Source organism: Kumtagia ephedrae, assembly GCF_003012745.1.
GTDB lineage: Bacteria > Pseudomonadota > Alphaproteobacteria > Rhizobiales > Rhizobiaceae > Kumtagia > Kumtagia ephedrae.
This window is the reverse complement of record NZ_PXYK01000006.1, coordinates 70,024-94,250: the sequence shown is the minus strand read 5'-3', so window position 1 is coordinate 94,250 and position 24,227 is coordinate 70,024. Positions and strand designations below refer to the sequence as shown.

Here is a 24,227-nt window from a genome sequence, read left to right as displayed (position 1 = left end):
TCTCCCGTGGGCGCGCAATGTCAATCGGGCCGCGTCCGGCAGGTGACAGCCCTACACGGCCGACAACGCCTCATCCCTCCGGCAGCGGGATGAACTCCTCCTCGTCGCCGGGCACGATGTCGAAGCGGCCGGTCTTCCACTCCTGCTTGGCCTGCTCGATGCGCTCCTTCGAGGAGGAGACGAAGTTCCACCAGATGTGGCGCGGCGAGCCGAGCGAGGCGCCGCCGAACAGCATGAAATGCGCCCCGCGCTCCGACGACACGACGATCTCGTCGCCGGGGCGGAAGACCAGCAGCCGGTCGGACGGAAAACGGTCGGCGGCAATGTCGACGTCGCCTTCAAGCACGTAGATGGCGCGCTCCTCGGCGTCGGCGGGGATCGCCACCCTGGCGCCGGGGGCGAGAGCGATGTCGGCATAGAGCGTCTCGCTCGCCGTGCGCACCGGCGAGCGCAGGCCGGAAAAGCCGCCGATCACCAGGCGCCCCGACACGCCGCCGTCGTCGAAGGTCGGCAGCACCGCGCGGGCGGTGTTCTCGAAGCTGGGCGCCACCTCCTCGCTGGTCTCCGGCAAGGCGATCCAGGTCTGCAGGCCGGACATCGACATCGGCGCGCCGCGCAGTTCCTCCGGCGTACGCTCGGAATGGACGATGCCGCGTCCGGCGGTCATCAGGTTCACGTCGCCTGGCTCGATCACCATCTCGGTGCCGAGGGAGTCGCGGTGCCTGATCCTGCCGTCGAACAGATAGGTGACGGTGGCGAGCCCGATATGCGGATGCGGGCGCACGTCGAGCGCCTGGTCGGCGCGCAGGATCGCCGGCCCCATGCGGTCGAAGAAGATGAACGGGCCGACAAGACGGCGCTTCGCCGTCGGCAGGGCGCGCCGCACCTCGAAGCCGCCGATGTCCCTGGCATTCGGGATCACCATCAGCTCGATCGCGTCGCAGGCGAAGGCATCGCCGGGTTGGGGGTCGTTTCCGGGGAAGAAGCTCATGGGACACCTATTCCGTGGCAGCTTTCGCGATCGCCCCTTCTAGCGTATTCTCCCGGACATGAACGAACTTTTGAGAAAGGCTGTGGAAGCGGTGCAGCGCCTGCCTGACGCGGATCAGGAGGAGGTCGCTCGCATGATGCTCACAGTCGCCGAAAGCGATGCTGTCGAGGACATAGATGCCGCGCATCTGCCGGATGTCCTGGAAGGTCTTGCGCAGATGCGGCACGGCGAGTTCGCGAGCGATGCGGGGATCGCGGCCACGTTCCGGCGGTTCGCATCGTGAAGCTGCGGCTTACGCGCCGCGCCAACGACAATCTTGCCAGCATCGCCGATTATTCCAGAGCGCACAGCCCGCACGCGGCGCGACGCGTCCGGGCAAACATTTTTTCGTCTTTTCAGTTGCTCACGTCGTTCCCGTTCGCCGGCCGGCGGCAATCGACCGAGGGCGTCCGTAAACTGGTGACGACCAAATATTCCTACTTGATCTATTATGCCGTGGATGAGGGGACAATGCGATTGTCGTGCTGAGCGTCAAGCATCCTTCGCAGGAATGCGAACACGAGGACGAATAGAGAAGCCGACCCTGGCGCCCGGCTGCGCGCCAGCGAGATGCGGGCTGCTCCCCGAGGAAAGAAGCTCATTCGAAAACGATCTCCGGCTGCTTCGGGAAGCGCTGAGCCGAACGGGCGCGCGCCTTTATGGCCTCTTCCTCGCGATCCCGGGGCGGCTGGTTGGTCTCCATGGAAGAGAGCAGTTCATGCGCAGCTGCCGCGATCGTCTCGACGGCGCGGTCGAATGCCGCCTCGTTGCGCTTCGACGGCCGCGTCGAGCCGCTGACCTTGCGCACGAACTGCAGTGCGGCGTCGCGGATTTCCGCATCGGTCGCCGGTGGATCGAAGTTGAACAGGTTCTTGATGTTGCGGCACATGGGTCAACCTCCCTGGCCTATGGCTTGTTCTCCGGATCGCGGCCGATCCTCAACGTCGCGCCGTCGGAGCGGGTGATTTCGATGACGGTCTCGATCCGGACGAGCCGGCGGTCGATGTCGTCGACCTGCCCTGCAAGCTTGTCGACATTCCGTTCCAGCCTTTCGACCTTGCCGGTCAGTTCCACGACCGTCTTGAGACCGGCCATGATGTCGCCCAACGCACTCATGTGCGCCGCCGCTCGGCAAGCTCCTCCAGCGTTTTCTCGATGCTGGCGTTGGTACGGTCAACCGCACGCGATGCCCGCTCTGCACTTGCCCGGAATTCACGCGCCAGCACGGCTAGTTCCTCCAGTTGGCGCATCTCTTCCGGATCGTAGGCTTCCACCGATCGGCGAACGATCTCCCCCACGGAAAGCCCTGCCTTTCGGGCTTTCGCCTCGAGATTGGACTTTTCGCCCGGGGTCATCAGGGTAACGACCCGTGCGGTCGCGGTTTCACGGCCAACATCCATGCCGACCTCCTATGCACATGACATTATCATAGTCACAGGCGGAAGGTCTTTCAAGCAAGCGCCCAGCGCGTCGGTCTACTCCCCGTCGAGCGGCTCGACGCCGACCGGCTTGCCCTCGCGCGACAGCCGGATTTTCTCGACCTTGTCTTCCGCTGCCTTGAGCAGCCGGTCGCAATGCGACTTCAGCGCCTCGCCGCGCTCGTAGATGCGGATCGACTGGTCGAGCGGCACGTCGCCGCGCTCGAGGTCGTCGACGATGCGCTCCAGCGCCTCGAGCGCCTGCTCGAAGCTCATGGCCTTGATGTCGGTGTTGGCTTCCTCGGCCATGCTCATCCTTTCATCATGCGCCGGACATGGACGGCCACCGACGACGACAGGCCGTCGAGGTCGTAGCCGCCCTCCAGCAGGCTGACCAGGCGGTTGCCGGCGCTTTTCGCGGCGCGGTCGAGCAATTGGCCCGTCGCCCAGTCGAAGTCTTCTTCGGTCAGGTTGATCTCGGCCAGCGGATCGCGGTGATGCGCATCGAAGCCGGCCGAGACGATGATGAGATCCGGCGCGAAATCGCCGACCGCCGGCAGCACGCGGGCGCGAAAAGCCTCGCGGAACAGGTCGCTGCCGGTGCGCGGCGACAGCGGTGCGTTGACGATGTTGCCGGCGCCCGTCTCGTGCTTGGCGCCGGTGCCGGGATAGAGCGGCATCTGGTGGGTCGAGCAATAGAGCACGCTCGGATCGTCCCAGAAAATGTCCTGCGTGCCGTTGCCGTGGTGGACGTCCCAGTCGACGATGGCGACGCGCTCGGCGCCGTGCCTGCGCTGCGCGTGGCGGGCGGCGATCGCCGCGTTGTTGAACAGGCAGAAGCCCATCGCCGTCGATTTCTCGGCGTGGTGGCCGGGCGGGCGCGACGCGACGAAGACATTGTCGGCCTTGCCGGAAAACACGTCGTCCACGGCCGCATTGGCCGCGCCAACGGCGCGGATCGCCGCCTCCCAGCTCTTCGGGCTGACGGTCGTGTCGGCATCGATGGCCTGGATGCCTTCCTCGGGGATCGCCTTGCGCACGGCTTCGACGTGGCGCTCCGGATGGGTATAGAGCAGCGTCGCCTCATCGGCTTCCGGCGCCTCGGCGCGGTCGAGCGCATCGAAAGCCTCGTCGTCGAGCACGCGGGTGACGGCGCGCAGGCGGTCCGGCCGTTCCGGATGGCCGGGCGGCGTCAGATGCTCCAGGAAGACCGGATGCGAATAGAGCTTGGTGACCATGCCCCGATATAGGCGCCTCATTTCGTTTTGGCCATGGCCGGGAATGGCACGATCGGCGTTGCTCAACAGGCTTCCTGACAAGCGCGTTTTGCCGTCGCGGCCCGGCGACGCCGGCGGCATCGCTCACGCAATCGTGTCGAACAACGTTCCCGATCCGGCCATGGTTGCCCGATAATGCCCGCGCAAGGAGACGGACATGCGAAGAACGATTCCCGGTCTGCTGGCGCTGCTCGTTGCCCTCGGCCTCGCGGTCGCGGCGGCGGCCGAGCCGCTGCGGTCCGGACATCCCGTCTTCGACCGGGCCGTCCAACTGGTCACCCGCGAGTTCTACGACGGTTCGGCGCTCGACCGCTTCAATGAAGCGGTTCGGCGCGAAATCGAAGATCCGCGGTCCCCGGTCGGAGCGGAAAGCCCGCCCTCCCGCGTCGATGCCGCCATCGAGGCGATCCTTGCCAGCCTCGGCGTCTCCCACACCGACCGTTTCCGCCCCGGGACGATCGACTACTACGAACTGGCCGACATCTTCCGCTACGCCATCCGCGACGACAGGCGCAGGCTGTTCCCGCCCGACGGCGACGCCAGCTATCCGGGCATTGGCATGGTCGCCCGGCAGGACGACGGCCGCTGGTTCGTCACCGACGTCTATGACGGCCTGCCCGCCGACCGGGCCGGCATTCTTGTCGGCGACGAGATCGTGACGGTCGACGGAAAACCCTATGACGAGATCGCCTCGTTCCGGGAAAAAGTCGGCATGACGGTCGGGATAAGGCTCCGCCGCCGGGCGGATGCGGAGCCGGTCGTCGTCGAGGCTGGGGTCGAGCATCTGCGGCCGCTGGCCATGTTCGAGCGGGCGATTGCACAGAGCGCGGAAATCATCGAGCGCGACGGCCGCAAGATCGGCTATGTCCGGCTGTGGACGCTTGCCGCGCCGCGCTCCATGGAGGTGGTGGCCGAAGCCCTTGCGAGAGGGCCGCTCAAGGATGCCGAGGGCCTGCTGCTCGACCTGCGGGGGCGGTGGGGCGGCGGCAGCGCCGACGCGGCCGAACTCTTCCTCGGCCGCACGCCGCCGTTCCGGCTGATCCCGCGCAGCGGCCAGGATTTTCTCGCCAACGTGCGCTGGCATCGGCCAGTGGTCGCCATCGTCGACGAGGGCACGCGCAGCGGTCTCGAAGTGTTCGCATACGCGCTGAAGCTCAACGGCATCCCGCTCGTAGGCACGCGCACGGCAGGCGCCCTGCTGGCCGGCCGCGCCTATGTGCTGCCGGACGACAGCCTGCTCGAACTGGCGGTCTCGGACGCGGTCATCGGCGACAATGTCCGCCTCGAGGGCGCCGGCGTCGAGCCCAGCGTCGCCGTGCCGTTCAGGCTGCCCTATGCGGCCGGCGGCGACGCGCAGCGCGAGGCGGCAACCGAGGAGATGCGGCGCATCCTGGCGCGCGGGTGAGTTCGGCGCCGGAGCTCCGGCCTCGCCCGGGCGGGCGAGTCGAACTCGGCGGCCTCGGCTCGCGGTCCGGCCCAATCTCGTCGGCACGACCATCGCCGCGCTGCTGCAGGGACCGCGCCCGCATGATGCCCCGCCTTTGGGCGGGAAGGTGACGGACGGGCGGGGAGAGGTTCCATTTCGGCCGGAAAGGCGCCGCGCGGACGGAAGTCCGCCATGGGTCGATAGACCGCGGTGGACATGCTCTTGATCGTCGCGACGATCCGGCGCCGGATGCCGTCGTTCTCAAACTGGACCCGCAAAGCCTTGAAACTGGATATTCCAAGCGAGCCAAATCCTGCGCATCTTGCCCTCCAGCGCAAGGAGCTTGCCATGTATACGCCTCCCGCCTTTCGTGACGACGATCAGCAGAGCCTGAGGGCCACGATCCGTGCGGCACGGCTGGCGAATTTCGTCACCGCGACCACGGAAGGCCCGCTGGCCACGCCGTTGCCGCTCTACCTCGACGAAAGCGAGCGCGAGCACGGCGTGATCTACGGCCATCTGGCCAAGGCCAATCCCCAGTGGCGCGTTCCGCCGCTGGGCGATGGACTGGCGATCTTCATGGGACCGGACGCCTATGTGACGCCGTCGTGGTATGCGACCAAGCAGGAAACCGGGAAGGTGGTGCCGACCTGGAATTATGTCGCCGTCCATGCCTACGGCCCGGTCGAGTTCTTCACTGATCCAGGAAGGCTGCTGCAAGTCGTGAGCCGCCTGACCGATCTGCACGAGGGCGAACGGCCCTCGCCCTGGACGGTGTCGGACGCGCCGGCGGATTTCATCCAGGCGCAGCTACGCGGCATCGTCGGCCTGCGCATGCCGATCGCCCGCCTGGAGGGCAAGCGCAAGATGAGCCAGAACCGCGCTGCGGCCGACCGCGCCGGCGTTGCCTCGGGCCTCGCCGCGAGCGCGCGCGCTTCCGATCGTGACGCCGCGCGTCTCATCCCCCGCGAAGACCTGCTCGCCGGTTCCGCGTAGCGGTGTCGATCATGATGCCAGCGACGTAATTCACGCGCTGCGGTTTCGCTGGTCGTCTCACCCGGGCCGGGTCCCTTCTGCGTCGCGGTGCATACGTTCGCCGGCGTGGCGCGGAAGGCGTCGCTTCCCCGGATCGCTACGGACGCTCAGGGAAATGTTCGCCGGACGATGTCGCCCCGGGGGTCGCGTCCGATAACTTTCCGGCATAGAGTGCCGCCATTGTCCGGTGCCCGCCTCGCGGGAGAATCGGGAACACGGTGGAATCCCGTGGCGTGCCCAACGCTGTAAGGGGGACCGCGCCGGCATGTGCCACCGCCTTGCGGCGGGAAGGCGCCGGAGGCGGGGCGAACCCGAGCCAGAAGACCGGCCGGACAGGAAGGTCATCCGCAAGGCCGGGCGGATCGACTTGTCCAATGATCGCGAGGGGACAAGCGATGCCCGCAGGCGCCACATCTTCAGCCCATGCCTTCGAGGAGGCGGACCGCGAGGCGGTCTACCGGGCCATCTCAACGCGCCGCGACGTGCGCGCGCATTTTTCCGGCGAGCCGGTCGACGACGCCGTGCTGGCGCGGCTGATCGAGGCCGCCCACCACGCGCCCTCGGTCGGCTACATGCAGCCGTGGAATTTTGTCGTCATCCGCGACGCGGCGCGCCGCGAGAGGGTGCGCGACCTCTTCCTCGCCGCCCGACTGGAGGAGGCGGAGCGGATCGCGGGCGACAGGCAGGCGCTCTACAAAAAGCTGCGGCTGGAGGGCATCTGCGAGAGCGCGCTCAACCTCTGCATCACCTGCGACCGCAGCCGGGCGCAGGAAACGCCGCTCGGCCGCTGGCACAACCCGCAGATGGACCTCTACAGCACCGTCTGCGCCGTCCAGAATTTCTGGCTTGCGGCGCGTGCGGAAGGCATCGGCGTCGGCTGGGTCAGCATCTTCGACGAGGCGGCGCTGAAGGCGTTGCTCGGCATTCCCGAGCATGTCGTGCCGGTGGCCTATCTCTGCGTCGGGCGCGTTTCCTGCTTCGCCGAGAAACCCGACCTGGAGACGCAGGGATGGCGTAGCCGCATGCCGGCGGCCGAACTCGTCATGAGCGAGACTTTCGGCGGGGAAGGCGAAACAGGGCTGAAAGCGGCGATCGCCGGCAGGTAGTCGCCCCGTGGCCGACCGAAAGAAAAAAATCATCAGCGCACCAAAAACCCTTCCAGCATTGCCTTGAAAGCTGCCACCGCCTTCTTCGAGGTCGCTTCCGGGTCATCGGAATTGGCGATCCACTGTGCCGCGTAGAGGGAGGCGCCGCTGATCAGGCGCGCCGCCGCCTCCGGATCGATGTCGGCGACGGCGCCGTCCGCCTTCAGCCGGGCGAGGCTCCGGGTCATGGACGAGATGCAGGCATTGGCGTTGGGCCATTGCGCGGGATCGCCTAGCACGGCAGGCCCGTCGCGCAGCATGATGCGCTGGATCTCCGGCTCGAGCGCCATCTCGATATAGGCGACAGACTCGTCGACAAAACCCTGCCAGCGGTTCGGCGCGCGGCCCGAGATGGTGCACAGCCGCTCGTTCATCTCGGCATCGATCTCGGCGATGACCGCCTGCAGCAGGCCTTTCTTGTCGCCGAAGTGATGGTAGAGCGCGCCGCGGGTGAGGCCGGCGGCGGCGGTGAAATCGTCCATCGACGCGTCCGCGTAGCCGACGGTTCCGAAGGCCTGGCGGGCGGCGGCGAGCAGCTTTGCGCGGGTTTCCGCGATCATCTCGCTGCGCGGTCTGTGGGCCATTGCCGTCCTTTCCCATACGAGCGGTATATTGATTTCACGTACGACGCGTATATTAATTGACATACGATCCGTATGCAATTATCTGAATGCATACGCTACGTATGTAAGTGGCGTCGCCCCGGGAATCCAGGAGCATCCCCATGTCCAATCCCTATCGCGAAATCTTCAGGGCGCCAGGCGCCAAGGGCTTTGCCGCCGCCGGCTTCCTGGCGCGGCTGCCGCTCGCCATGGCTCCCATCGGCATCGTCGCCATGCTGTCGCAGGCGCTCGGCGAATACTGGCTGGCCGGCGCGGTGTCGGCCACCTTCGCGCTGACCAACGCCCTGGTGGCGCCGCAGATCTCCCGGCTGGTCGACCGCCTCGGCCAGGCCAGGGTGATGGTGCCGGCCACGATCGTCTCCGTGGCCGCCTTCACGGCCCTGATCGCGGCCACCAACCAGGGATGGCCGACCTGGACGCTGTTCGCCTCGGCGCTGCTCGCCGCCACCATGCCCAGCATTCCGGCGATGGTGCGCGCGCGCTGGACGGAGATCTTTCGCGACCGTCCCGAGCTCAACACCGCCTTCGCTTTCGAATCGGCCGCCGACGAGCTCGTCTACATCGCCGGCGCGTCGGTATCGGTGGGCTTGAGCGTGGCGCTGTTCCCGGAAGCCGGAATGCTGGTCAGCACGCTGTTCCTGGCATTCGGATCGGCGGCCTTCATCCTGCAGCGCTCGACCGAGCCGCGGGTGCGGCCGGTGGAACACGGCGGCGGCGGTTCGGCGATCCGGCAGAGGCCGGTGCAGATCATCACCTTCGCCCTGATCTTCATCGGCGCGATCTTCGCGACCGCCGAAGTCAGCGCCGTGGCGATCACCAAGGAGCTCGGCCAGCCCGGCGCCGCCAGCCTGGTCATCGGCGTCTACGCGGTCGGCTCCTTCGTCGTCGGCCTGATCGTCGGCGCGCTCAACCTGAAGATGGCGCTGCAGCGGCAGCTCGCCATCGCCGTCGCCATCATCGCGCTGACCACGCTGCCGCTGCTGGTCGCCGACACGGTGCTGCTGCTGGCGCTGGCCGTGTTCGTCAGCGGCGTGGCGATCTCGCCGACCTTCATCACCGCCTTCGGCCTGATCGAGCGGCGCGTGCCGGAGGCGATGCTGACCGAGGGCGTCACCTGGGTGATGACCGGTATCGGCATCGGCATGGCGCTCGGAGCCTTCGCGGCCGGTTGGGTGGTCGACAATTTCGGCGCGCAGAACGGTTTCTGGGTATCCGTCGTCGCCGGGACGATCTCCCTGCTCACGGTGTTGCTCGGCCAGCGCACGCTGGCCGGCGACGGGGTCAGGAGCCTGCCCGCCGCGGCCCCGCAACCGGCGGAATGATCCGGCGCATAAGCGAAAAGGGCTCCGGCGGAACGTCGGAGCCCTTTTCATTTGGGATGATTTGCTTCTCCGGCACGCTTGCGGCCGGACAATCCGTCAACGATCCCGGCGCTTGCGCGGCGGCCAACGCTGGGCTCCGTGCAGCAGGCGGAGGATCTGAACTTCTGCCTTCGCGCGAATACGATACACCGCCAGGAAAGGCGTACCCGTAATCACCAGCTCGCGCGTGCCGCGCTTGCGGCCGGGACGTCCGATCTCGGGGAAGTCGAACAGCTTGTCGGTTTGCCTTTCTATTTCTTCGAGTTGGCCCAACGCCGCCTGCGGGCTATCCCGAGCAATATAGTCGATCGCCTTTTGCCGTTCGATCCGTGCTCTGGCCAGCCAAACGACCCTCACTTCTCGCCGGCCTCAAGCCGGGCAAGAAGCTCTGCCCGTTGCCTCGCCATATCCTCCTTGACGACTTCATGCGGAACCCACTCCGTATTCGGGTCGTCGGCTTCCTTGAGCGCGGCATCGATTTCGGCATCGAACCACGCATCATACTCCCGTTTCGCCTGCGACCGCTCGACCGCCTCGCGCATCAGCACGCGCAGAAGCTGGGCGGCCGTGCGATCCTCGGCCCTGGCGGCATCGGCGAAGGCGGATTTCAGCTCTTCATCGACGCGGAAGGTGAACGTGCTGTCGGCCATTGCGGCCCCCGTGTGTTACATGTCGAGTACATCATAACACACGGCTGCGCGGCCGCCAACGCGGCCGCGTCAGGCCTAAAGGATCGTCGTTCTGGCGATCCTGATGCCGAACCCTTCCAGGCCGACATAGTGACGCTCGCGCGAGGCGACTAGGTCGATCGACTGCACGCCGAGATCCTTGAGGATCTGCGCGCCCAGCCCGATCTCGCGCCACTCCGCTTCGCGGCGGCGCGCCTCCTCGTGGCTCTCGCGCTCCTCGTTGGCCGGGCGGTTGCGCCCGGCATGGGCGACGCCGACGGAACCCTCGCGCAGATAGACGACGACGCCGCGCTTGCGCTCGCCGAACGAGGCCAAGAGCTCCTTGAGCGCCGTGCCCTTGCCGAACACGTCGTTGACGACGTCCTCCGAATGCAGGCGCACCGGCACGTTCTCGCCGTCGCGGATGTCGCCGAACACCACGGCGAGATGGTGCATGACGTCCCAGGGCAGGCCGTAGGTGAAGACCTGCGCCTTGCCGCCGGCCGTCTCGATCTCGGTGCAGGCGAGACGCTGGACCAGCGTCTCCTTGCGCTGGCGGTAGGCGATCAGGTCGGCGACCGACACCTGCTTCAGCGCATGTTTTTCGGCGAAGGCCGCCACCTGCGGCCCGCGCATCACCGTGCCGTCGTCATTGACCAGTTCGGAGATGACGCCGACCGGCGGCAAATTGGCGAGCTTGCACAGGTCGACCGCCGCCTCGGTATGGCCGGAACGCATCAGCACACCGCCCTCGCGCGCGATCAGCGGGAAGATGTGGCCGGGGCGCACGAAGTCGGAGGCGCCGGCATTGCCGTTGGCGAGATTGCGCACGGTGAGCGTGCGGTCGTCGGCCGAGATGCCGGTGGTGGTGCCGTGCTTGAAGTCGACGCTGACGGTGAAGGCGGTGGTGTGGGCCGAATCGTTGTCGGCCACCATCGGCGCCAGGTTGAGCCGGCGCGCGTCCTCGCGCGTCATCGGCGTGCAGACGATGCCCGAGGTGTTGCGCACGATGAAGGCCATCTTCTCCGGCGTGCAGTGGATCGCCGCCACGATCAGGTCGCCTTCGTTCTCGCGATCGTCGTCGTCGGTCACCACGACGATCTCGCCGCGCTCGAAGGCGCGGATGGCTTCGACGACTCGTTTTTGATCGTAGGGCATTATTCGCTCGATCCGTTGGCTGAGCGAATAGCGAATAGGGAACAGCGAATAGAGAAGAAGAGCGCGCCGCCCGGCGTCACGCTGTCGATATCCACCATCTATTCGCTACTCCCTATTCGCTATTCGCAAAATTCTACCCGTCTGCCCCCGATGCCGCAGATAATGGTCGGCGATGGCGCAGGCAACCATCGCCTCGCCGATCGGCACGGCGCGGATGCCGACGCAGGGGTCGTGGCGGCCCTTGGTCATCACCTCGACGTCGCGGCCGTCCTTGTCGATCGACCGGCGCGGGGTGAGGATCGACGAGGTCGGCTTGACGGCGAAGCGCGCCACCACCGGCTGGCCGGTCGAGATGCCGCCCAGAATGCCGCCGGCGTGGTTGGAGAGGAAGATCGGCTGCCCGTCATTGCCCATGCGCATCTCGTCGGCATTCTCTTCGCCGGTCAGCCGCGCCGCGGCAAAACCCTCGCCGATCTCGACGCCCTTCACGGCATTGATCGACATCAAATTGCCGGCGATGTCCTGGTCGAGTTTTGCGTAGATCGGCGCGCCGAGCCCCGGCGGCACGCCTTCCGCGACGATCTCGATGAGCGCGCCGACCGAGGAGCCGGCCTTGCGGATGCCGTCGAGATAGGCGGCGAAAACGGGAACCGAGGCCGGGTCAGGCGTGAAGAACGGGTTTTCGGCATCGTGCACGAAATCCCAATTCCAATTGGCGCGGTCGATGTCCTTCCCGCCGATGGCGACCAGCGCGCCGCGCACGACGAGGCCCGGCACCACCTTGCGGGCGAGCGCGCCGGCGGCGACACGCGCCGCCGTCTCGCGCGCCGACGAGCGGCCGCCGCCGCGATGGTCGCGGATGCCGTATTTGACGTCATAGGCGTAGTCGGCGTGGCCCGGCCGGTACTGGCGGGCGATGTCGCCATAGTCCTTGGAGCGCTGGTCGACATTCTCGATCAGCATCGACACCGGCGTGCCGGTCGTCACCAGCGCGTCACCGTCCTCGACTACTCCGGAGAGGATCTTGACCTCGTCCGGCTCGCGCCGCTGGGTGACGAAGCGCGACTGGCCGGGGCGCCGGCGGTCGAGTTCAGCCTGGATGTCGGCGCGGGTGAAGCGGATGCCGGGCGGGCAGCCGTCGACCACGCAGCCGAGCGCCGCGCCGTGGCTCTCGCCCCAGGTGGTGACGCGGAAAAGATGGCCGAACGTGTTGTGCGACATGGAAAGGGTCCGAACCGACGCCCGCCTTCTATTGGCGTTTTCCCACGGGGTCAAATGCGCGAACCGGCAGAAATAGTTTTGACACATTCCCCTTGTTTCTGGTCAGGTAGGTCGGGGGAACCATCCGCGAAAACGCGGACAAAAAGCAGAAAGAGGACTCGACATGCGTACCCTGATCGGCGCGCTCTGCGCAGTATTGATGCTCACCGGAACCGCTTTGGCAGCCGAGGCGGAGGGCCAAATCAGGTCGATCGACACCGAAGCGCTGACGATCACGCTGGACGACGGAAAGTCCTACAAGCTGCCCGGCGAGTTCGATCTCGATTCGATCAAGGAAGGCATGGAAGTCCTGCTCGCCTATGACGAGATCGACGGGCAGAACCTGATCACCGACATGCAGCTTCCGGAATAGCCCTGCCGGCCGTCCAGCCTCACAGCCACTCCAACTCGCCGTCCTCTACCCGCAGCACGCGGTCCTGGAAGATTTCGAGACGGGCGGCGCCGCGCGGCGGCGTGTCGGCAAGCATGCGGAAGACGGTGCGGATGACGCCGCCATGGGTCACGCAGACCGTCGGGCGGTCGAGTGCCTCGAGCCAGGGGCGCACGCGGTCGAGCAGCATCTGATAGCTCTCCGCGCCCGCTCCCGGCGGCACGAAGTTCCACTTGTCCTTGTGGCGGGCAACGGTGCATCCGGGCTCGGCCTGCTCCAGCTCGATGAACGTAAAACCCTGCCAGTCGCCGAAACTCACCTCGACCAGCCGGGGGTCGGTGACATAGACCTTCGGGGGAAGGCCCATGGCGGCGCGGACGCGTTCCATGGTCTCGCGGGTGCGCCGCATCGGGCTGGCGACGAAGTCGAACTTTTCCGGATCGTCGATCAACTCGCGCAGCCTGGCGCCATTCCTGTCCGCCTGCTGTCGGCCGAGCTCGGTGATGTCGTTCTCGGCCTGGCCCTGCAGCCGGCCCTCGAGATTCCAGGCGGTCTGGCCGTGCCGGACGAAATAGACGAGCGGAAGCATGCGGCGCCCCGGTTGCAGGCGTTGGACGGCCGCCGTCACTCCTTGACGACGCTGATGTCCGGCGCGTCGACGGCCTTCATGCCGACCACATGGTAACCCGAATCGACGTGGTGCACCTCGCCGGTGACGCCGCGCGACAGGTCGGAGAGGAAATACATGCCGGCATCGCCGACCTCCTCCGGGGTGACCGTGCGCTTCAGCGGCGCATTGTATTCGTTCCAGCGCAGGATGTAGCGGAAGTCGCCGATGCCGGAGGCGGCCAGCGTCTTGATCGGGCCGGCCGAGATGGCGTTGACGCGGATGTTCTTGCCGCCGAGGTCGACGGCGAGATAGCGCACGCTGGCCTCCAGCCCCGCCTTGGCGACGCCCATGACGTTGTAGTGCGGCATCACCTTCTCGGCGCCGTAATAGGTGAGCGTCAGCAGCGAGCCGCCGTCGGGCATCAGCGCCTCGGCGCGCTTGGCGACGTCGGTGAAGGAGAAGACGGAAATCTCCATCGTCCGCTGGAAGTTGGCGCGCGTGGTGTCGACGTAGCGGCCGTCGAGCTCCTCCTTGTCGGAGAAGGCGATGGCGTGCACGACGAAATCCAGTCTGCCCCACAGTTTCTCCACCTCGGCGAAGACGGCATTGAGCGTCTCCGGCTCGGTCACGTCGCAATGGCCGACGATGTGGGCGCCGAGTTCCTGCGCCAGTGGCTCGACGCGCTTCTTGAAGGCGTCGCCCTGATAGGTCAGCGCCAGCTCGGCACCCTGGTTGGCGCAGGCCTTGGCAATGCCGTAGGCGATCGACCGGTTGTTGGCGACTCCCATGATCAGGCCGCGCTTGCCGGCCATCAGCCCCTGTCCACCCGCCATTGCAACGTCTCCGAAATGCTGTCGCCCGCCCTATCGCATACGCTTTTCCGGCCTTCAAGCTTTGAAGAGCGCAAGTCCTGCCACACGATCGCGTGTCAAGCGGGAAACCGATGGGGCGGGGCATCAAGCCATGATCGATTGTGCTTCGCCGCCGGGCAACCGGGCATGACGCTTCCGCAGAGCACGCCGCGGCGCGATCTCGTCGACCCGCCTCCCCGACATGCTCGGCCGGTTTCTTGCTCGACGTCTTGAAATGGGCGCAACTTGAGCGCAGGGTATTCAAGTTGCGTAATAACCATGAGCAACACTCCCTTGCAAACGTCGGCGAAGCGCTTCGGCAGCGACGGCACGCCGTATCTGTCAGCCCGCCGTGTCGCCGAGCGGCTCGGCGTCACATTGGCGGAACTCGCCGCCATGATCGGCGTGGCGCGCAACACGTTGGTCGCCAAGAGCGGGGCGCGCAAGGTCGATCAGGCGCTGAGCCCGGTGGTGCGCATTCTGGCGATGGCGGGCGAGATGGCCGGCGGGGAGGACCGCGCGGCGATCTGGTTCAAGCACCAGCCGATCCCCGGCTGGGCGGGCAAGACTGCCCACGACCTCGTCCGGGAGGGCAAGGCCGACAAGGTGCTGGCCTATCTGGAGGCCGTCCGCGCCGGCGTCTATGCCTGAAGCGGCGGCGGGGCTGGTTCTGTGGCGCGCTTACGTGCCGCGCTGGCCCTGGCTGCCGCTGTCGGGCGACGGCGCGGCTCGCTTCGGCGGCCGCTGGAACCCGGTCGGTGCCCCGACCATCTACGCAGCGCGCGAGCTGTCGACGGCCTGGGCCGAGTACAATCAGGGTTTTGTCCAGCACCCGGCATTGATAGCCCGGCTCGAACTGACCGGCGCAAGGCTTGTCGACCTTATCGACTTGCGGGTTTTCGAGCGGCTCGGCCTGACGCCGGACATCCACCACTGCGAGTGGCGGGCGATCCTTGATGCGGGCGGTCAGCCCGAAACGCACAGGCTGCGCGGGAAGCTGCTGGGGGAGGGCGCCGATGGCGTGATCTACCCGTCCATCATGTCGCCGGGCGGCACCTGCGTCGCTCTGTGGCGGTGGAATGCCGCGGGCGCGCCGCGGCTCGACGTCGTCGATCCGGAAGGCCGGCTGCCGAAATCGCCGGCCTCGTGGGTCTGAAGGCTACACCCTCGTCCCGCCGAGCGTCATCTGATTCATCCTGAGATGCGGCTGGCCGACGCCGACCGGCACGCCCTGGCCAGCCTTGCCGCACATGCCGATGCCGGTGTCGAGCTTCATGTCGTTGCCGACCATGCTGACGCGGTGCATGGCGTCCGGGCCGTTGCCGATCAGCATGGCGCCCTTGATCGGCCGGGTCACCTTGCCGTCCTCGATCATGTAGGCCTCGGTGCAGCCGAACACGAATTTTCCCGAGGTGATGTCGACCTGGCCGCCGCCGAAGGAGACGGCGTAGACGCCGTTCTTGACCGAAGCGATGATCTCCTCGGGCGTATGCTCGCCGGCGGTCATGTAGGTGTTGGTCATGCGTGGCATCGGCTGGTGAGCGTAGCTCTCGCGCCGGCCGTTGCCGGTCGCCTTCATGCCCATCAGCCGGGCGTTCTGGCGGTCCTGCATGTAGCCGACCAGCTTTCCGTCCTCGATCAGCACGGTGCGGTTGGTCGGCGTTCCCTCGTCATCGATGGTGAGCGAGCCGCGCCGCTCGGCAATCGTGCCGTCGTCGACCACCGTGACGCCCTTGGCGGCGACCTGCTGGCCCATCAGGCCGGCGAAGGCGGAGGTCTTCTTGCGGTTGAAGTCGCCTTCCAGCCCGTGGCCGACCGCCTCGTGCAGCATGACGCCCGGCCAGCCGGAGGACAACACGATGTCGAAGGTGCCGGCGGGGGCGGGGATCGCCTCCAGATTGACCAGTGCCTGGCGCAGGGCCTCCTTCGCCGCATGCTTCCAGCTGTCCTCCACAAGGAATTCGCCAAAACCTTTGCGGCCGCCCATGCCGTAGGAGCCGGATTCCTGGCGGTCGCCGTCGCCGACCACGACCGAGACGTTCATACGCACCAGCGGGCGCACGTCGCGCACCAGCTGGCCGTCGGCGCGCACGATCTCGACCTGCTGCCACGACGACACCAGCGACGCCGTCACCTGGCGCACGCGCGGGTCCTCGGCCCGCACCCAGGCATCGATCTCCTGCAAGAGCTTCGCCTTCCCCTCGAAACTGGGCGATCCGGTCGGGTTCTCCTCGCCGTAGAGATGGCGGTTGGTGCGCGGCGGCGCCTCGGCGAGCGTGCCGGAATAGCCGCCCTTGACCGCCGACACCGCATCGGCGGCGCGCAGCAGCGCCGCATGCGAGAGCTCGCTCGAATGCGCGTAGCCCGTCGCCTCGCCGGCCACCGCGCGCAGCCCAAAACCCTGCTCGGTGTTGAAGTTGGCCGTCTTCAGCCGGCCGTTGTCGAACATCAGCGCTTCGCTCTCGCTGTATTCGAGGAAGAGCTCGCCGTCGTCGGCGCCGGAAATCGTGTCGGCGACGAGCGCCTTCAGGCGGCTCTCGGGGATATCGAATCTTTGGGTCAGCGGAATGGGCATTGTGGAGTCTCGTTTTGCGAAGGGCTTGATCTAGTCCTTCCGAGGTCCACTTTCCAGCACAAGCGCGGATATGGCCGCGGTTCAGTCATGATCGGTATTGGCGAACTCAGGATCGACTATGGCCCCGGCTACCGTGTCTATTTCCAAAAACGCGGCGGGACTCTGATCATCCTGCTTTGCGGCGGCGACAAGTCGAGCCAGGCTTCGGACATCGCATTGGCCAAAACCATCGCCGCGGGATGGAAGGAATGAAAATGGCGACCGAGACAACCAGATGGGATGCGACAGAGCATCTAGACAGTCCCGAGGCGATTGCCGCCTATATCGATGCGGCGATGGAGGACGGCGATCCAGCGCTTGTTTCCGCCGTGCTGGGAGACGTCGCCCGCGCCATGGGCATGACCCAGATCGCCCGGGAGACCGGGATGTCGCGGGAATCCCTCTACCGCGCCTTGAGCGAGGAGAGGCGTCCGGAATTTGCAACGGTAGCCAAGGTCATGAAGGCTCTCGGCCTGCGACTGTCGGCGGTTCCCGCCAACTGATACCAGAGACCTGGTGAGTATGACCGCCGGCGGCGCTCCTTATCTGCCTGCATCCTCTCCTGGATTGCGTTCATCGGAAAACTGCAACCATTGTCACGGATGTCAAAATATGTACGAAATTTCGCACTGAATAAGGTGCGATTGAGAAATCCGAAGGATGAACAAGCCATGCGGCGCATCGAAGCCGCCCTGGGAGTCTCGATTTCCGACCTCAGGAAAAGCCCGTCGTCGGTGATCGAATCCGCAAAAGGCGAGCCTGTCGCCATTCTGAACCATAATCGGGTCATGGCCTACATGGTCCCGGCTGACGTCTATGAAGCCATGCTCGAGCGTCTCGACGATCTCGACCTTGTGGAAATAGCCAAGGCGCGTGCCGGCGAGAAAGGCGTGCCGGTCGACATAGATGCCCTATAGGCTGGGAATTCCTGCCATCCGCCCGAAAGGAGTGGGACAAGCTCGGAGCGACGATCCGCGCGCAATTCGTCAAGAAGCTGCGCGAACTGCTTGAACGCCCGCGCGTTCCGGCCTCGGCCCTTCATGGGATGCCGGACCACTACAAGATCAAGCTCCGCCAGTCGGGTTACCGTCTGGTCTACCGCGTTGCGGACGAAACCATCACGGTCACGGTTGTGGCGGTGGGCAAACGCGAACGAAGTGAAGTCTACGAAGCCGCGCGACGGCGCTGAGCAGGCTACGCCCGGGTCACGGCAGCGCCGCGAAACCCTCGCCGAAGCCGGAGAGGTCGACCGGGATGCCGATGCCTTCCTCGGGTGTCTGGAAGACGATGAAGGTCGCCGCCTTGCCGGTCTTCAGCGTGTCGAGCAGCGGCTTCTCCAGGATCACCTCGGCATAGCAGCCGTCGCCGAAGCAGCGCACGAAATAGGCGCGGCCGATGTCCTTGCCGTCGATGTTGAGGCCGAGGCCGTTGGGCAGCAGCACGCCGAGAGGCGCCAGCACCCGCAGGATCTCGGCCTTGTTGTCGGCGGTGCGCAGCACCACCACCGAAAGGCCCATTTCCGGCCGGTCCTCGGCGATCACGTTCTGCATCATCACGCACTGCTCGGCGGTCGCCCCGGCTGGCGTGTCGCAGATGATCGACCAGGCGCCGTGAGTCGCGCGCACCTTGCCGCTCTGCTGTGCGCCGGCGGGCAGGGTCGTCGCGAGTAGCGCGAGGCCGAACAGGCTCGCGAGGGCTTTCGAAAGGCCGGGTCTCATGGAGGCTCCGTTACGAATCAAGGCGCTTTCCGCCGCAATCATGGCAACTATAGGACATCGGGCCGGCCCGGCCAGTCGGGGCGGCCGATTTGCCCGGCTTTTCCGCAGCGCAGCGCCCCGCATGCCGCGCGGTGGCTCCCCCGGCGGTGCGGTCGGTGGTCGCGGGAGCCGCCGGAACGGCGCCCGCATCGCGCGCAAAAATGCCGCATGCCACCCGGTGCTCCTTCCTTGCGGTCGGAAACAGAGTATGGTTTGAACCAGCCGAACGGCGCCGGGATTCCCTTTCCGGCGGTCGAGCCATGCCGATGCGCGACGGGCGTCGAAGCGGGAGTGAAGAGGGCAATGAAGAGACTTGTGACCGGTGCCGGGACGTTGGCGCTCATCCTTGGTTCGGCGGCCGCCGCCTTTGCCGACCAGCCGCATCCCTGGCAGTGGCGTTTCCAGGAAGCCGCGACCGGCATCATGGAGCAGATCGAGTGGTTCGAGGTCTGGACGCTCTGGTTCATCGTCCCGATCACCGTCCTGGTTCTGGGGCTGCTCGCCTACTGCATCGTCAAGTTCCGGGCGAGCGCCAATCCGGTCCCGTCGCGGACCAGCCACAACACCCTGATCGAGGTCATCTGGACAGTCGGCCCGGTCGTCGTGCTGCTGTTCATCGCCGTGCCGTCCTTCCAGTTGCTGACCGCCCAGTACAACCCGCCGGAAGAGGCCAGCATCACCATCAAGGCGACCGGCAACCAGTGGAACTGGGACTACGAATACCAGGTCGACGAGCCGCTTTCCTTCAATTCGGCAATTCTCCAGGACGCCGACCGGGCCGCCGCCGGCAAGGAGGACAGGGCCAGGTATCCGCGGCTGCTCGCCGTCGACAACGAGGTTGTCGTTCCGGTCAACGCCACCGTGCGCGTGCTGGTCACCGCCGCCGACGTCATCCACGCCTTCGCCATGCCGGCCTTCGGCATCAAGACGGACGCGGTGCCGGGCCGCATCAACGAGATCTGGTTCAACGCGCGCAAGGAGGGGCTCTATTACGGCCAGTGCTCCGAGCTCTGCGGCAAGGACCACGCCTTCATGCCGATCGCGATCCGCGTCGTCTCGGACGAGCAGTACAACGCCTGGCTGACGGCAGCCCGCACCGACCTCAACGGCGCCAACCGGGCGCTGATGGCCGCCGTCGACGGCGCGCCGTCGGTCGCGGTGGCGGGCAACTGAGCGCGTAGCGCAGGCAGAAATTAGGGAACGGAGCGGAACATGGCAGGCGCTGCAGCTCACGAAGACCATCACGACCACAAGCCGCGCGGTTGGGTCCGCTGGGTCTATTCGACCAACCACAAGGACATCGGCACGCTCTACCTGATCTTCGCGATCTGCGCCGGCATCATCGGCGGCTTCCTGTCAGTGATGATGCGCTGGGAGCTCGCCGAGCCGGGCATCCAGATCTTCACCGGTCTCGCCCAGATGGTCTACGGCTTCGAGGGCGACGCCGCCATCGACGGCGGCAAGCACATGTTCAACGTGTTCACCACCGGCCATGCGCTGATCATGATCTTCTTCATGGTCATGCCGGCGCTGATCGGCGGCTTCGCCAACTGGATGGTGCCGATCATGATCGGCGCCCCGGACATGGCGTTCCCGCGCATGAACAACATCTCCTTCTGGCTGCTGCCGCCGGCCTTCCTGCTGCTGCTGCTCTCCATGTTCGTGCCCGGCCCGACCGGCGGCTACGGCGTCGGCGGCGGCTGGACGATCTACCCGCCGCTCTCGACCTCCGGCCAGCCCGGACCGGCCATGGACCTGGCGATCCTGGCGCTGCACATCGCCGGCGCCTCGTCGATCCTCGGCGCCATCAACTTCATCACCACCATCTTCAACATGCGCGCGCCCGGCATGACGCTGCACAAGATGCCGCTGTTCGCCTGGTCGGTGCTGATCACCGCCTTCCTGTTGCTGCTGTCGCTGCCGGTGCTGGCGGGCGCCATCACCATGCTGCTGACGGACCGCAATTTCGGCACGACCTTCTTCGCGCCGGACGGCGGCGGTGACCCGATCCTGTTCCAGCACCTGTTCTGGTTCTTCGGTCACCCCGAGGTCTACATCCTGATCCTGCCGGGCTTCGGCATCGTCAGCCACATCGTCTCGACCTTCTCGAGAAAGCCGATCTTCGGCTATCTCGGCATGGCCTACGCCATGGTGGCGATCGGCGCCGTCGGCTTCGTCGTGTGGGCCCACCACATGTACACCACCGGCATCTCGCTCGACACGCAGCGCTACTTCGTGTTCGCCACCATGGTGATCGCGGTGCCGACGGGCGTGAAGATCTTCTCGTGGATCGCCACCATGTGGGGCGGCTCGATCTCGATGCGCACCCCCATGCTGTGGGCGATCGGCTTCATCTTCCTGTTCACCGTGGGCGGCGTCACCGGCGTGCAGCTCGCCAATGCCGGCCTCGACCGCTCGCTGCACGACACCTATTACGTGGTGGCGCACTTCCACTACGTGCTGTCGCTCGGCGCCGTCTTCGCCATCTTCGCGGGCTGGTACTACTGGTTCCCGAAGATGACCGGCTACATGTACTCGCCGCTGATCGCCCGCACCCATTTCTGGGTGACCTTCATCGGCGTCAACCTGGTGTTCTTCCCGCAGCATTTCCTCGGCCTGGCCGGCATGCCGCGCCGCTACATCGACTATCCCGATGCCTATGCGGGCTGGAACATGGTTTCGTCCTACGGCTCCTACATCGCCGCCATCGGCGTGCTGATCTTCCTGTTCGGCGTCTTCGAGGCGTTCTCCAAGAAGCGCGTCGCCGGCGCCAACCCGTGGGGCGAGGGCGCGACGACGCTGGAGTGGCAGCTCTCCTCGCCGCCGCCCTATCACCAGTGGGAGCAGCTGCCGAAGATCAAGTAGCGGCGCTGCAATGACATTCCGCCGCCGGGCGACCGGCGGCGGCAGCCAAACGGAAAGCGAATTTCGTACGCATGGCTTTCTTGAACAGGACCATTCTGGAGGACCGCGGCGCCGGCATGTCGGAAGCGACCGCCGGTGACTTCTTCGCGCTGCTCAAGCCGCGCGTGATGTCGCTTGTGGTCTTCACCGCCTTCGTCGGAATGGTCGCGGCACCCGTGGCCGTCAATCCCTTCATCGCGCTCACCGCGATCCTGTCGATCGCCATCGGCGCCGGCGCCTCGGGCGCGCTGAACATGTGGTACGACGCCGATATCGACGCGCTGATGCGGCGCACCGCGAGCCGGCCAGTGCCGGCCGGCCGGGTCAAGCCGGGCGAGGCGCTGGCCTTCGGCCTGGTGCTGTCGGTCCTGTCGGTCATGGCGCTGGGCTTCCTCGTCGACTGGCTGGCCGCCTCGCTGCTTGCCTTCACCATCTTCTTCTACGCCGTCATCTACACGATGTGGCTGAAGCGCTGGACGCCGCAGAACATCGTCATCGGCGGTGCCGCCGGCGCCTTCCCGCCGGTGATCGGCTGGGCCGCGGCGACGGGCTCGGTCACGCTCGAGCCGGTCATCCTCTTCCTCATCATCTTCCTGTGGACACCGCCGCATTTCTGGGCGCTGGCGCTGTTCAAGGCCGACGAGTATGGCCGCGCCGGCATCCCGATGATGCCGAACGTCGCCGGTGCGGCCTCGACGCGGCGCCAGATATTCGCTTATTCGGTCGTCGTCGCGATCGTCGGCCTGCTGCCCTGGTGGCTGGACTATGCCGGCGCCCCCTATGGCGCGGTTGCCGCGGTGCTGGGCGCGGGCTTCGTCTGGTATGCCTGGAAGGTGCTGCGCATGGCCGACGGCGACCGCGAGATGCGACCGGCGAAGCTGCTGTTCGCCTATTCGCTGCTCTATCTGTTCGCGATCTTCGCCGTCTATCTGGCGGACACCGTCGCCGAACGTGCGTTCGGCCTGCCGGGAGTCTGATTGGTCATGGAAATCGAAACCGTCAAGCCCACCGAGGCGCAGCTCAAGGCCCGCCGCAGCCGCTCGGTCGCGATCGCGCTGGCGCTCGTCGCCTTCGTCGTCGTCGTCTACGCCGTCAGCGTGGTGCGCATGGGGCCGGCCGTCATCGAGCGGAGCTTCTGAGGCATGGCCGAGGCGAAGCCCGTGGATGCGCGCGTCGAGCGGTCGAACCGCATGGTGGCGGCCGTGTGCGTGGCCTTCTTCGCCGGCATGGTCGGCATGGCCTATGCCGCCGTGCCGCTCTACGCGATGTTCTGCCAGATCACCGGCTACGGCGGCACCACCCAGCGCGTCACCCAGTATTCCGACCGGGTGCTCGACCGCACCGTCACCGTGCGCTTCGACGCCAATGTCGCCGGCGGCGTGCCGTGGGACTTCCAGCCGGTGCAGCGCGACGTCACCATGAAGATCGGCGAGACGACGCAGATCGCCTACAAGGCGACCAACCTGTTCGACCGTCCGTCGGCCGGCCGCGCCACCTTCAACGTCACGCCGGAGCTCGCCGGCGCCTATTTCAACAAGGTGGAGTGCTTCTGCTTCACCGACACCACGCTCAACGCGGGCGAAACGATCGACATGCCGGTCGTCTTCTACGTCGATCCGGCGATCGAGGACGTGCCCGAGCTGAAGAACATGAAGACCATCACCCTTTCCTACACCTTCTTCCCGATCGAGCCGGCCGCCCCCAAGGCCGCCGCCGCGACCGGAAAGACGGGCAAAACTGCCGACGAAAAAATCGGGGGCTGAGACATGGCAGACGCGCACGCGAAACCGAACCACGACTATCACATCATCGATCCCAGCCCGTGGCCGTTCCTGGGTTCCGTCGGGGCGCTGATCGCTGCCCTCGGCGGCGTCGCCTGGATGCAGTACCTGAAGGGCGGCAGCCTTCATCTTTTCGGGATGGATTTCGCCAGCGCCCGCTACTTCATCTTCGCCATCGGGCTTCTGGTGATCCTCTACACCATGTACGGCTGGTGGTCGGACACCATCAAGGAAGCGCATGAGGGCCACCACACCCGTGTGGTGTCGCTGCACCTGCGCTACGGCATGATCATGTTCATCGCCTCCGAGGTGATGTTCTTCGTCGCCTGGTTCTGGGCCTTCTTCGACGCCAGCCTGTTCCCTAACGAGGTGCATCAGGTGACGCGCGCCGAGTTCACCGGCGGTGTCTGGCCGCCGAAGGGCATCGAGGTGCTCGATCCTTTCCATCTGCCGCTCTACAACACCATCATCCTGCTGCTGTCGGGCACGACGGTCACCTGGGCGCACCACGCGCTGCTGCATGACGACCGCAAGGGCCTCATCAACGGCCTGGTGCTGACCGTCGGGCTTGGCGTGCTGTTCTCCTTCGTCCAGATCTACGAGTACATGCATGCACCCTTCGCCTTCGCCGACTCCATCTACGGCGCGACCTTCTTCATGGCGACCGGCTTCCATGGCTTCCACGTCTTCATCGGAACCATCTTCCTGCTGGTCTGCCTGATCCGCGCCATGCGCGGCGACTTCACCTCGAAGCAGCATTTCGGCTTCGAGGCGGCCGCCTGGTACTGGCACTTCGTCGACGTCGTCTGGCTGTTCCTGTTCGCCTGCATCTATGTGTGGGCGTCCTCCGGCGCGCCGATCGCGGCGGGCCACTGACGGCCGGACAGGGTTTCTACAGGGGCGGTCATGGCAGCATGG

33 protein-coding genes, 1 pseudogene and 1 riboswitch are annotated in these 24,227 nt (G+C 66.3%); of the genes and pseudogenes, 19 read left to right on the top strand and 15 right to left on the bottom strand.

Going from position 1 to position 24,227, the window contains the following annotated elements; genetic code table 11:
* Positions 1–70: 70 nt before the first annotated feature.
* Positions 71–991: a pirin family protein gene (locus tag C7I84_RS07960; protein WP_106771635.1), complete on the bottom strand. Its 921-nt coding sequence runs from the start codon at positions 989–991 to the stop codon at positions 71–73.
* A 58-nt stretch (positions 992–1,049) separates the two neighbouring features.
* Here C7I84_RS07960 and C7I84_RS07955 point away from each other — a divergent pair, with 58 nt between their 5' ends.
* Together C7I84_RS07955 and C7I84_RS07950 are read left to right on the top strand one after the other, a co-directional pair.
* Positions 1,050–1,274 (top strand): hypothetical protein, encoded by a 225-nt coding sequence (locus tag C7I84_RS07955; protein WP_106771634.1) that lies wholly within the window; start codon positions 1,050–1,052, stop codon positions 1,272–1,274.
* Complete coding sequence (locus C7I84_RS07950; RefSeq protein WP_245428346.1) at positions 1,271–1,519, top strand: type II toxin-antitoxin system RelE/ParE family toxin; 249 nt, start codon at positions 1,271–1,273, stop codon at positions 1,517–1,519. The genes C7I84_RS07955 and C7I84_RS07950 overlap by 4 nt, the downstream gene beginning before the upstream one ends.
* A 109-nt stretch (positions 1,520–1,628) precedes the next feature.
* Here C7I84_RS07950 and C7I84_RS07945 read toward each other — a convergent pair whose 3' ends face one another.
* The 5 genes from C7I84_RS07945 to C7I84_RS07925 all read right to left on the bottom strand — a co-directional run bounded on the left by C7I84_RS07945 (position 1,629) and on the right by C7I84_RS07925 (position 3,686).
* Positions 1,629–1,919 (bottom strand): DUF2277 domain-containing protein, encoded by a 291-nt coding sequence (locus C7I84_RS07945; RefSeq protein ID WP_106771633.1) that lies wholly within the window; start codon positions 1,917–1,919, stop codon positions 1,629–1,631.
* 17 nt (positions 1,920–1,936) lie between these two features.
* A complete protein-coding gene (locus C7I84_RS07940; RefSeq protein ID WP_133170072.1) occupies positions 1,937–2,146 on the bottom strand; it encodes a hypothetical protein in 210 nt (69 codons plus the stop codon).
* Positions 2,143–2,430, bottom strand: a complete 288-nt coding sequence (locus C7I84_RS07935; RefSeq protein ID WP_106771631.1) for a hypothetical protein — start codon at positions 2,428–2,430, stop codon at positions 2,143–2,145. The genes C7I84_RS07940 and C7I84_RS07935 overlap by 4 nt, the downstream gene beginning before the upstream one ends.
* A gap of 75 nt (positions 2,431–2,505) precedes the next feature.
* Complete coding sequence (locus C7I84_RS07930; RefSeq protein ID WP_106771630.1) at positions 2,506–2,757, bottom strand: exodeoxyribonuclease VII small subunit; 252 nt, start codon at positions 2,755–2,757, stop codon at positions 2,506–2,508.
* A gap of 2 nt (positions 2,758–2,759) precedes the next feature.
* Positions 2,760–3,686, bottom strand: a complete 927-nt coding sequence (locus C7I84_RS07925) for a histone deacetylase family protein (RefSeq protein WP_106771629.1) — start codon at positions 3,684–3,686, stop codon at positions 2,760–2,762.
* A gap of 196 nt (positions 3,687–3,882) precedes the next feature.
* Here C7I84_RS07925 and C7I84_RS07920 point away from each other — a divergent pair, with 196 nt between their 5' ends.
* The 3 genes from C7I84_RS07920 (at position 3,883) to bluB (ending at position 7,292) form a co-directional block, all read left to right on the top strand.
* Positions 3,883–5,130 (top strand): S41 family peptidase, encoded by a 1,248-nt coding sequence (locus C7I84_RS07920; protein WP_106771628.1) that lies wholly within the window; start codon positions 3,883–3,885, stop codon positions 5,128–5,130.
* Between the two features lie 369 nt (positions 5,131–5,499).
* Positions 5,500–6,147 (top strand): FMN-binding negative transcriptional regulator, encoded by a 648-nt coding sequence (locus C7I84_RS07915; protein ID WP_106771786.1) that lies wholly within the window; start codon positions 5,500–5,502, stop codon positions 6,145–6,147.
* Between the two features lie 207 nt (positions 6,148–6,354).
* Positions 6,355–6,533: riboswitch (cobalamin riboswitch) on the top strand.
* A gap of 48 nt (positions 6,534–6,581) precedes the next feature.
* On the top strand, positions 6,582–7,292 hold the full coding sequence (bluB, locus tag C7I84_RS07910) for a 5,6-dimethylbenzimidazole synthase (protein ID WP_106771627.1): 711 nt from the start codon (positions 6,582–6,584) through the stop codon (positions 7,290–7,292).
* A gap of 32 nt (positions 7,293–7,324) precedes the next feature.
* On the opposite strand, the gene C7I84_RS07905 is transcribed toward bluB, so the two are convergent.
* Positions 7,325–7,915 carry a TetR/AcrR family transcriptional regulator gene (locus tag C7I84_RS07905; protein ID WP_106771626.1) on the bottom strand — a complete coding sequence of 197 codons (591 nt, stop codon included), beginning with the start codon at positions 7,913–7,915 and terminating at the stop codon, positions 7,325–7,327.
* Between the two features lie 140 nt (positions 7,916–8,055).
* Here C7I84_RS07905 and C7I84_RS07900 point away from each other — a divergent pair, with 140 nt between their 5' ends.
* Positions 8,056–9,276, top strand: a complete 1,221-nt coding sequence (locus C7I84_RS07900) for an MFS transporter (RefSeq protein ID WP_106771625.1) — start codon at positions 8,056–8,058, stop codon at positions 9,274–9,276.
* A 96-nt stretch (positions 9,277–9,372) separates the two neighbouring features.
* On the opposite strand, the gene C7I84_RS07895 is transcribed toward C7I84_RS07900, so the two are convergent.
* The 4 genes from C7I84_RS07895 to aroC all read right to left on the bottom strand — a co-directional run bounded on the left by C7I84_RS07895 (position 9,373) and on the right by aroC (position 12,362).
* Entirely contained in the window at positions 9,373–9,672 is a 300-nt protein-coding gene (locus tag C7I84_RS07895) for a type II toxin-antitoxin system RelE/ParE family toxin (RefSeq protein WP_106771624.1), read from the bottom strand.
* The gene (locus C7I84_RS07890) at positions 9,669–9,965 is read right to left on the bottom strand and encodes a hypothetical protein (RefSeq protein ID WP_106771623.1); all 297 of its coding nucleotides are present in this window, start codon (positions 9,963–9,965) and stop codon (positions 9,669–9,671) included. The genes C7I84_RS07895 and C7I84_RS07890 overlap by 4 nt, the downstream gene beginning before the upstream one ends.
* A 75-nt stretch (positions 9,966–10,040) precedes the next feature.
* A complete protein-coding gene (ribB, locus tag C7I84_RS07885; protein ID WP_106771622.1) occupies positions 10,041–11,141 on the bottom strand; it encodes a 3,4-dihydroxy-2-butanone-4-phosphate synthase in 1,101 nt (366 codons plus the stop codon).
* Positions 11,142–11,246: 105 nt separating this feature from the next.
* Complete coding sequence (gene aroC / locus C7I84_RS07880) at positions 11,247–12,362, bottom strand: chorismate synthase (protein ID WP_106771621.1); 1,116 nt, start codon at positions 12,360–12,362, stop codon at positions 11,247–11,249.
* A 163-nt stretch (positions 12,363–12,525) separates the two neighbouring features.
* Here aroC and C7I84_RS07875 point away from each other — a divergent pair, with 163 nt between their 5' ends.
* Positions 12,526–12,774, top strand: coding sequence for a DUF1344 domain-containing protein (locus tag C7I84_RS07875; RefSeq protein ID WP_106771620.1), 249 nt, complete (start codon positions 12,526–12,528; stop codon positions 12,772–12,774).
* A 19-nt stretch (positions 12,775–12,793) separates the two neighbouring features.
* On the opposite strand, the gene C7I84_RS07870 is transcribed toward C7I84_RS07875, so the two are convergent.
* Both C7I84_RS07870 and fabI read right to left on the bottom strand, forming a co-directional pair.
* The gene (locus tag C7I84_RS07870) at positions 12,794–13,381 is read right to left on the bottom strand and encodes a histidine phosphatase family protein (protein ID WP_106771619.1); all 588 of its coding nucleotides are present in this window, start codon (positions 13,379–13,381) and stop codon (positions 12,794–12,796) included.
* Between the two features lie 35 nt (positions 13,382–13,416).
* Positions 13,417–14,235 carry an enoyl-ACP reductase FabI gene (gene fabI, locus C7I84_RS07865; protein WP_106771618.1) on the bottom strand — a complete coding sequence of 273 codons (819 nt, stop codon included), beginning with the start codon at positions 14,233–14,235 and terminating at the stop codon, positions 13,417–13,419.
* 297 nt (positions 14,236–14,532) lie between these two features.
* Here fabI and C7I84_RS07860 point away from each other — a divergent pair, with 297 nt between their 5' ends.
* Together C7I84_RS07860 and C7I84_RS07855 are read left to right on the top strand one after the other, a co-directional pair.
* The gene (locus tag C7I84_RS07860) at positions 14,533–14,904 is read left to right on the top strand and encodes an antitoxin Xre/MbcA/ParS toxin-binding domain-containing protein (protein ID WP_106771617.1); all 372 of its coding nucleotides are present in this window, start codon (positions 14,533–14,535) and stop codon (positions 14,902–14,904) included.
* Positions 14,897–15,409 (top strand): RES family NAD+ phosphorylase, encoded by a 513-nt coding sequence (locus C7I84_RS07855; protein WP_106771616.1) that lies wholly within the window; start codon positions 14,897–14,899, stop codon positions 15,407–15,409. Before C7I84_RS07860 ends, C7I84_RS07855 begins: the two co-directional genes overlap by 8 nt.
* A gap of 3 nt (positions 15,410–15,412) precedes the next feature.
* On the opposite strand, the gene tldD is transcribed toward C7I84_RS07855, so the two are convergent.
* A complete protein-coding gene (gene tldD, locus C7I84_RS07850) occupies positions 15,413–16,828 on the bottom strand; it encodes a metalloprotease TldD (protein ID WP_106771615.1) in 1,416 nt (471 codons plus the stop codon).
* A 93-nt stretch (positions 16,829–16,921) separates the two neighbouring features.
* Here tldD and C7I84_RS07845 point away from each other — a divergent pair.
* From C7I84_RS07845 to C7I84_RS07830, 4 genes and pseudogenes are all read left to right on the top strand, one after another.
* Positions 16,922–17,080, top strand: a pseudogene (locus C7I84_RS07845) (type II toxin-antitoxin system RelE/ParE family toxin); the annotation flags it as partial.
* A gap of 2 nt (positions 17,081–17,082) precedes the next feature.
* Positions 17,083–17,370, top strand: a complete 288-nt coding sequence (locus tag C7I84_RS07840) for an addiction module antidote protein (protein ID WP_106771613.1) — start codon at positions 17,083–17,085, stop codon at positions 17,368–17,370.
* 168 nt (positions 17,371–17,538) lie between these two features.
* Positions 17,539–17,784 carry a type II toxin-antitoxin system Phd/YefM family antitoxin gene (locus C7I84_RS07835; protein ID WP_106771612.1) on the top strand — a complete coding sequence of 82 codons (246 nt, stop codon included), beginning with the start codon at positions 17,539–17,541 and terminating at the stop codon, positions 17,782–17,784.
* On the top strand, positions 17,781–18,056 hold the full coding sequence (locus C7I84_RS07830) for a type II toxin-antitoxin system RelE family toxin (protein WP_106771611.1): 276 nt from the start codon (positions 17,781–17,783) through the stop codon (positions 18,054–18,056). The genes C7I84_RS07835 and C7I84_RS07830 overlap by 4 nt, the downstream gene beginning before the upstream one ends.
* A gap of 16 nt (positions 18,057–18,072) precedes the next feature.
* On the opposite strand, the gene C7I84_RS07825 is transcribed toward C7I84_RS07830, so the two are convergent.
* Positions 18,073–18,585, bottom strand: a complete 513-nt coding sequence (locus C7I84_RS07825; protein WP_106771610.1) for an invasion associated locus B family protein — start codon at positions 18,583–18,585, stop codon at positions 18,073–18,075.
* Between the two features lie 342 nt (positions 18,586–18,927).
* Between C7I84_RS07825 and coxB the strand changes: the two genes are divergently transcribed.
* From coxB to C7I84_RS07800, 6 genes are all read left to right on the top strand, one after another.
* A complete protein-coding gene (coxB, locus tag C7I84_RS07820; protein ID WP_106771609.1) occupies positions 18,928–19,797 on the top strand; it encodes a cytochrome c oxidase subunit II in 870 nt (289 codons plus the stop codon).
* A gap of 39 nt (positions 19,798–19,836) precedes the next feature.
* The gene (ctaD, locus tag C7I84_RS07815; protein WP_106771608.1) at positions 19,837–21,489 is read left to right on the top strand and encodes a cytochrome c oxidase subunit I; all 1,653 of its coding nucleotides are present in this window, start codon (positions 19,837–19,839) and stop codon (positions 21,487–21,489) included.
* Positions 21,490–21,560: 71 nt separating this feature from the next.
* Positions 21,561–22,505 (top strand): heme o synthase, encoded by a 945-nt coding sequence (locus C7I84_RS07810; RefSeq protein WP_106771607.1) that lies wholly within the window; start codon positions 21,561–21,563, stop codon positions 22,503–22,505.
* Between the two features lie 6 nt (positions 22,506–22,511).
* Positions 22,512–22,667 carry a hypothetical protein gene (locus C7I84_RS29965; RefSeq protein WP_165816023.1) on the top strand — a complete coding sequence of 52 codons (156 nt, stop codon included), beginning with the start codon at positions 22,512–22,514 and terminating at the stop codon, positions 22,665–22,667.
* 3 nt (positions 22,668–22,670) lie between these two features.
* Entirely contained in the window at positions 22,671–23,291 is a 621-nt protein-coding gene (locus tag C7I84_RS07805) for a cytochrome c oxidase assembly protein (protein WP_106771606.1), read from the top strand.
* Positions 23,292–23,294: 3 nt separating this feature from the next.
* Positions 23,295–24,185 (top strand): cytochrome c oxidase subunit 3, encoded by an 891-nt coding sequence (locus C7I84_RS07800; protein ID WP_106771605.1) that lies wholly within the window; start codon positions 23,295–23,297, stop codon positions 24,183–24,185.
* The last annotated feature ends 42 nt before the right edge of the window (positions 24,186–24,227 follow it).

Coding starts and splice junctions, on each gene's coding strand:
- C7I84_RS07960 (WP_106771635.1), bottom strand. CDS start 991: ATGAGCTTCTTCCCCGGAAACGACCCCCAACCCGGCGATGCCTTCGCC.
- C7I84_RS07955 (WP_106771634.1), top strand. CDS start 1,050: ATGAACGAACTTTTGAGAAAGGCTGTGGAAGCGGTGCAGCGCCTGCCT.
- C7I84_RS07945 (WP_106771633.1), bottom strand. CDS start 1,919: ATGTGCCGCAACATCAAGAACCTGTTCAACTTCGATCCACCGGCGACC.
- C7I84_RS07940 (WP_133170072.1), bottom strand. CDS start 2,146: ATGAGTGCGTTGGGCGACATCATGGCCGGTCTCAAGACGGTCGTGGAA.
- C7I84_RS07935 (WP_106771631.1), bottom strand. CDS start 2,430: ATGGATGTTGGCCGTGAAACCGCGACCGCACGGGTCGTTACCCTGATG.
- C7I84_RS07930 (WP_106771630.1), bottom strand. CDS start 2,757: ATGGCCGAGGAAGCCAACACCGACATCAAGGCCATGAGCTTCGAGCAG.
- C7I84_RS07925 (WP_106771629.1), bottom strand. CDS start 3,686: ATGGTCACCAAGCTCTATTCGCATCCGGTCTTCCTGGAGCATCTGACG.
- C7I84_RS07920 (WP_106771628.1), top strand. CDS start 3,883: ATGCGAAGAACGATTCCCGGTCTGCTGGCGCTGCTCGTTGCCCTCGGC.
- C7I84_RS07915 (WP_106771786.1), top strand. CDS start 5,500: ATGTATACGCCTCCCGCCTTTCGTGACGACGATCAGCAGAGCCTGAGG.
- bluB (WP_106771627.1), top strand. CDS start 6,582: ATGCCCGCAGGCGCCACATCTTCAGCCCATGCCTTCGAGGAGGCGGAC.
- C7I84_RS07905 (WP_106771626.1), bottom strand. CDS start 7,915: ATGGCCCACAGACCGCGCAGCGAGATGATCGCGGAAACCCGCGCAAAG.
- C7I84_RS07900 (WP_106771625.1), top strand. CDS start 8,056: ATGTCCAATCCCTATCGCGAAATCTTCAGGGCGCCAGGCGCCAAGGGC.
- C7I84_RS07890 (WP_106771623.1), bottom strand. CDS start 9,965: ATGGCCGACAGCACGTTCACCTTCCGCGTCGATGAAGAGCTGAAATCC.
- ribB (WP_106771622.1), bottom strand. CDS start 11,141: ATGCCCTACGATCAAAAACGAGTCGTCGAAGCCATCCGCGCCTTCGAG.
- aroC (WP_106771621.1), bottom strand. CDS start 12,362: ATGTCGCACAACACGTTCGGCCATCTTTTCCGCGTCACCACCTGGGGC.
- C7I84_RS07875 (WP_106771620.1), top strand. CDS start 12,526: ATGCGTACCCTGATCGGCGCGCTCTGCGCAGTATTGATGCTCACCGGA.
- C7I84_RS07870 (WP_106771619.1), bottom strand. CDS start 13,381: ATGCTTCCGCTCGTCTATTTCGTCCGGCACGGCCAGACCGCCTGGAAT.
- fabI (WP_106771618.1), bottom strand. CDS start 14,235: ATGGCGGGTGGACAGGGGCTGATGGCCGGCAAGCGCGGCCTGATCATG.
- C7I84_RS07860 (WP_106771617.1), top strand. CDS start 14,533: ATGAGCAACACTCCCTTGCAAACGTCGGCGAAGCGCTTCGGCAGCGAC.
- C7I84_RS07855 (WP_106771616.1), top strand. CDS start 14,897: ATGCCTGAAGCGGCGGCGGGGCTGGTTCTGTGGCGCGCTTACGTGCCG.
- tldD (WP_106771615.1), bottom strand. CDS start 16,828: ATGCCCATTCCGCTGACCCAAAGATTCGATATCCCCGAGAGCCGCCTG.
- C7I84_RS07840 (WP_106771613.1), top strand. CDS start 17,083: ATGGCGACCGAGACAACCAGATGGGATGCGACAGAGCATCTAGACAGT.
- C7I84_RS07835 (WP_106771612.1), top strand. CDS start 17,539: ATGCGGCGCATCGAAGCCGCCCTGGGAGTCTCGATTTCCGACCTCAGG.
- C7I84_RS07825 (WP_106771610.1), bottom strand. CDS start 18,585: ATGAGACCCGGCCTTTCGAAAGCCCTCGCGAGCCTGTTCGGCCTCGCG.
- coxB (WP_106771609.1), top strand. CDS start 18,928: ATGAAGAGACTTGTGACCGGTGCCGGGACGTTGGCGCTCATCCTTGGT.
- ctaD (WP_106771608.1), top strand. CDS start 19,837: ATGGCAGGCGCTGCAGCTCACGAAGACCATCACGACCACAAGCCGCGC.
- C7I84_RS07810 (WP_106771607.1), top strand. CDS start 21,561: ATGGCTTTCTTGAACAGGACCATTCTGGAGGACCGCGGCGCCGGCATG.
- C7I84_RS29965 (WP_165816023.1), top strand. CDS start 22,512: ATGGAAATCGAAACCGTCAAGCCCACCGAGGCGCAGCTCAAGGCCCGC.
- C7I84_RS07805 (WP_106771606.1), top strand. CDS start 22,671: ATGGCCGAGGCGAAGCCCGTGGATGCGCGCGTCGAGCGGTCGAACCGC.
- C7I84_RS07800 (WP_106771605.1), top strand. CDS start 23,295: ATGGCAGACGCGCACGCGAAACCGAACCACGACTATCACATCATCGAT.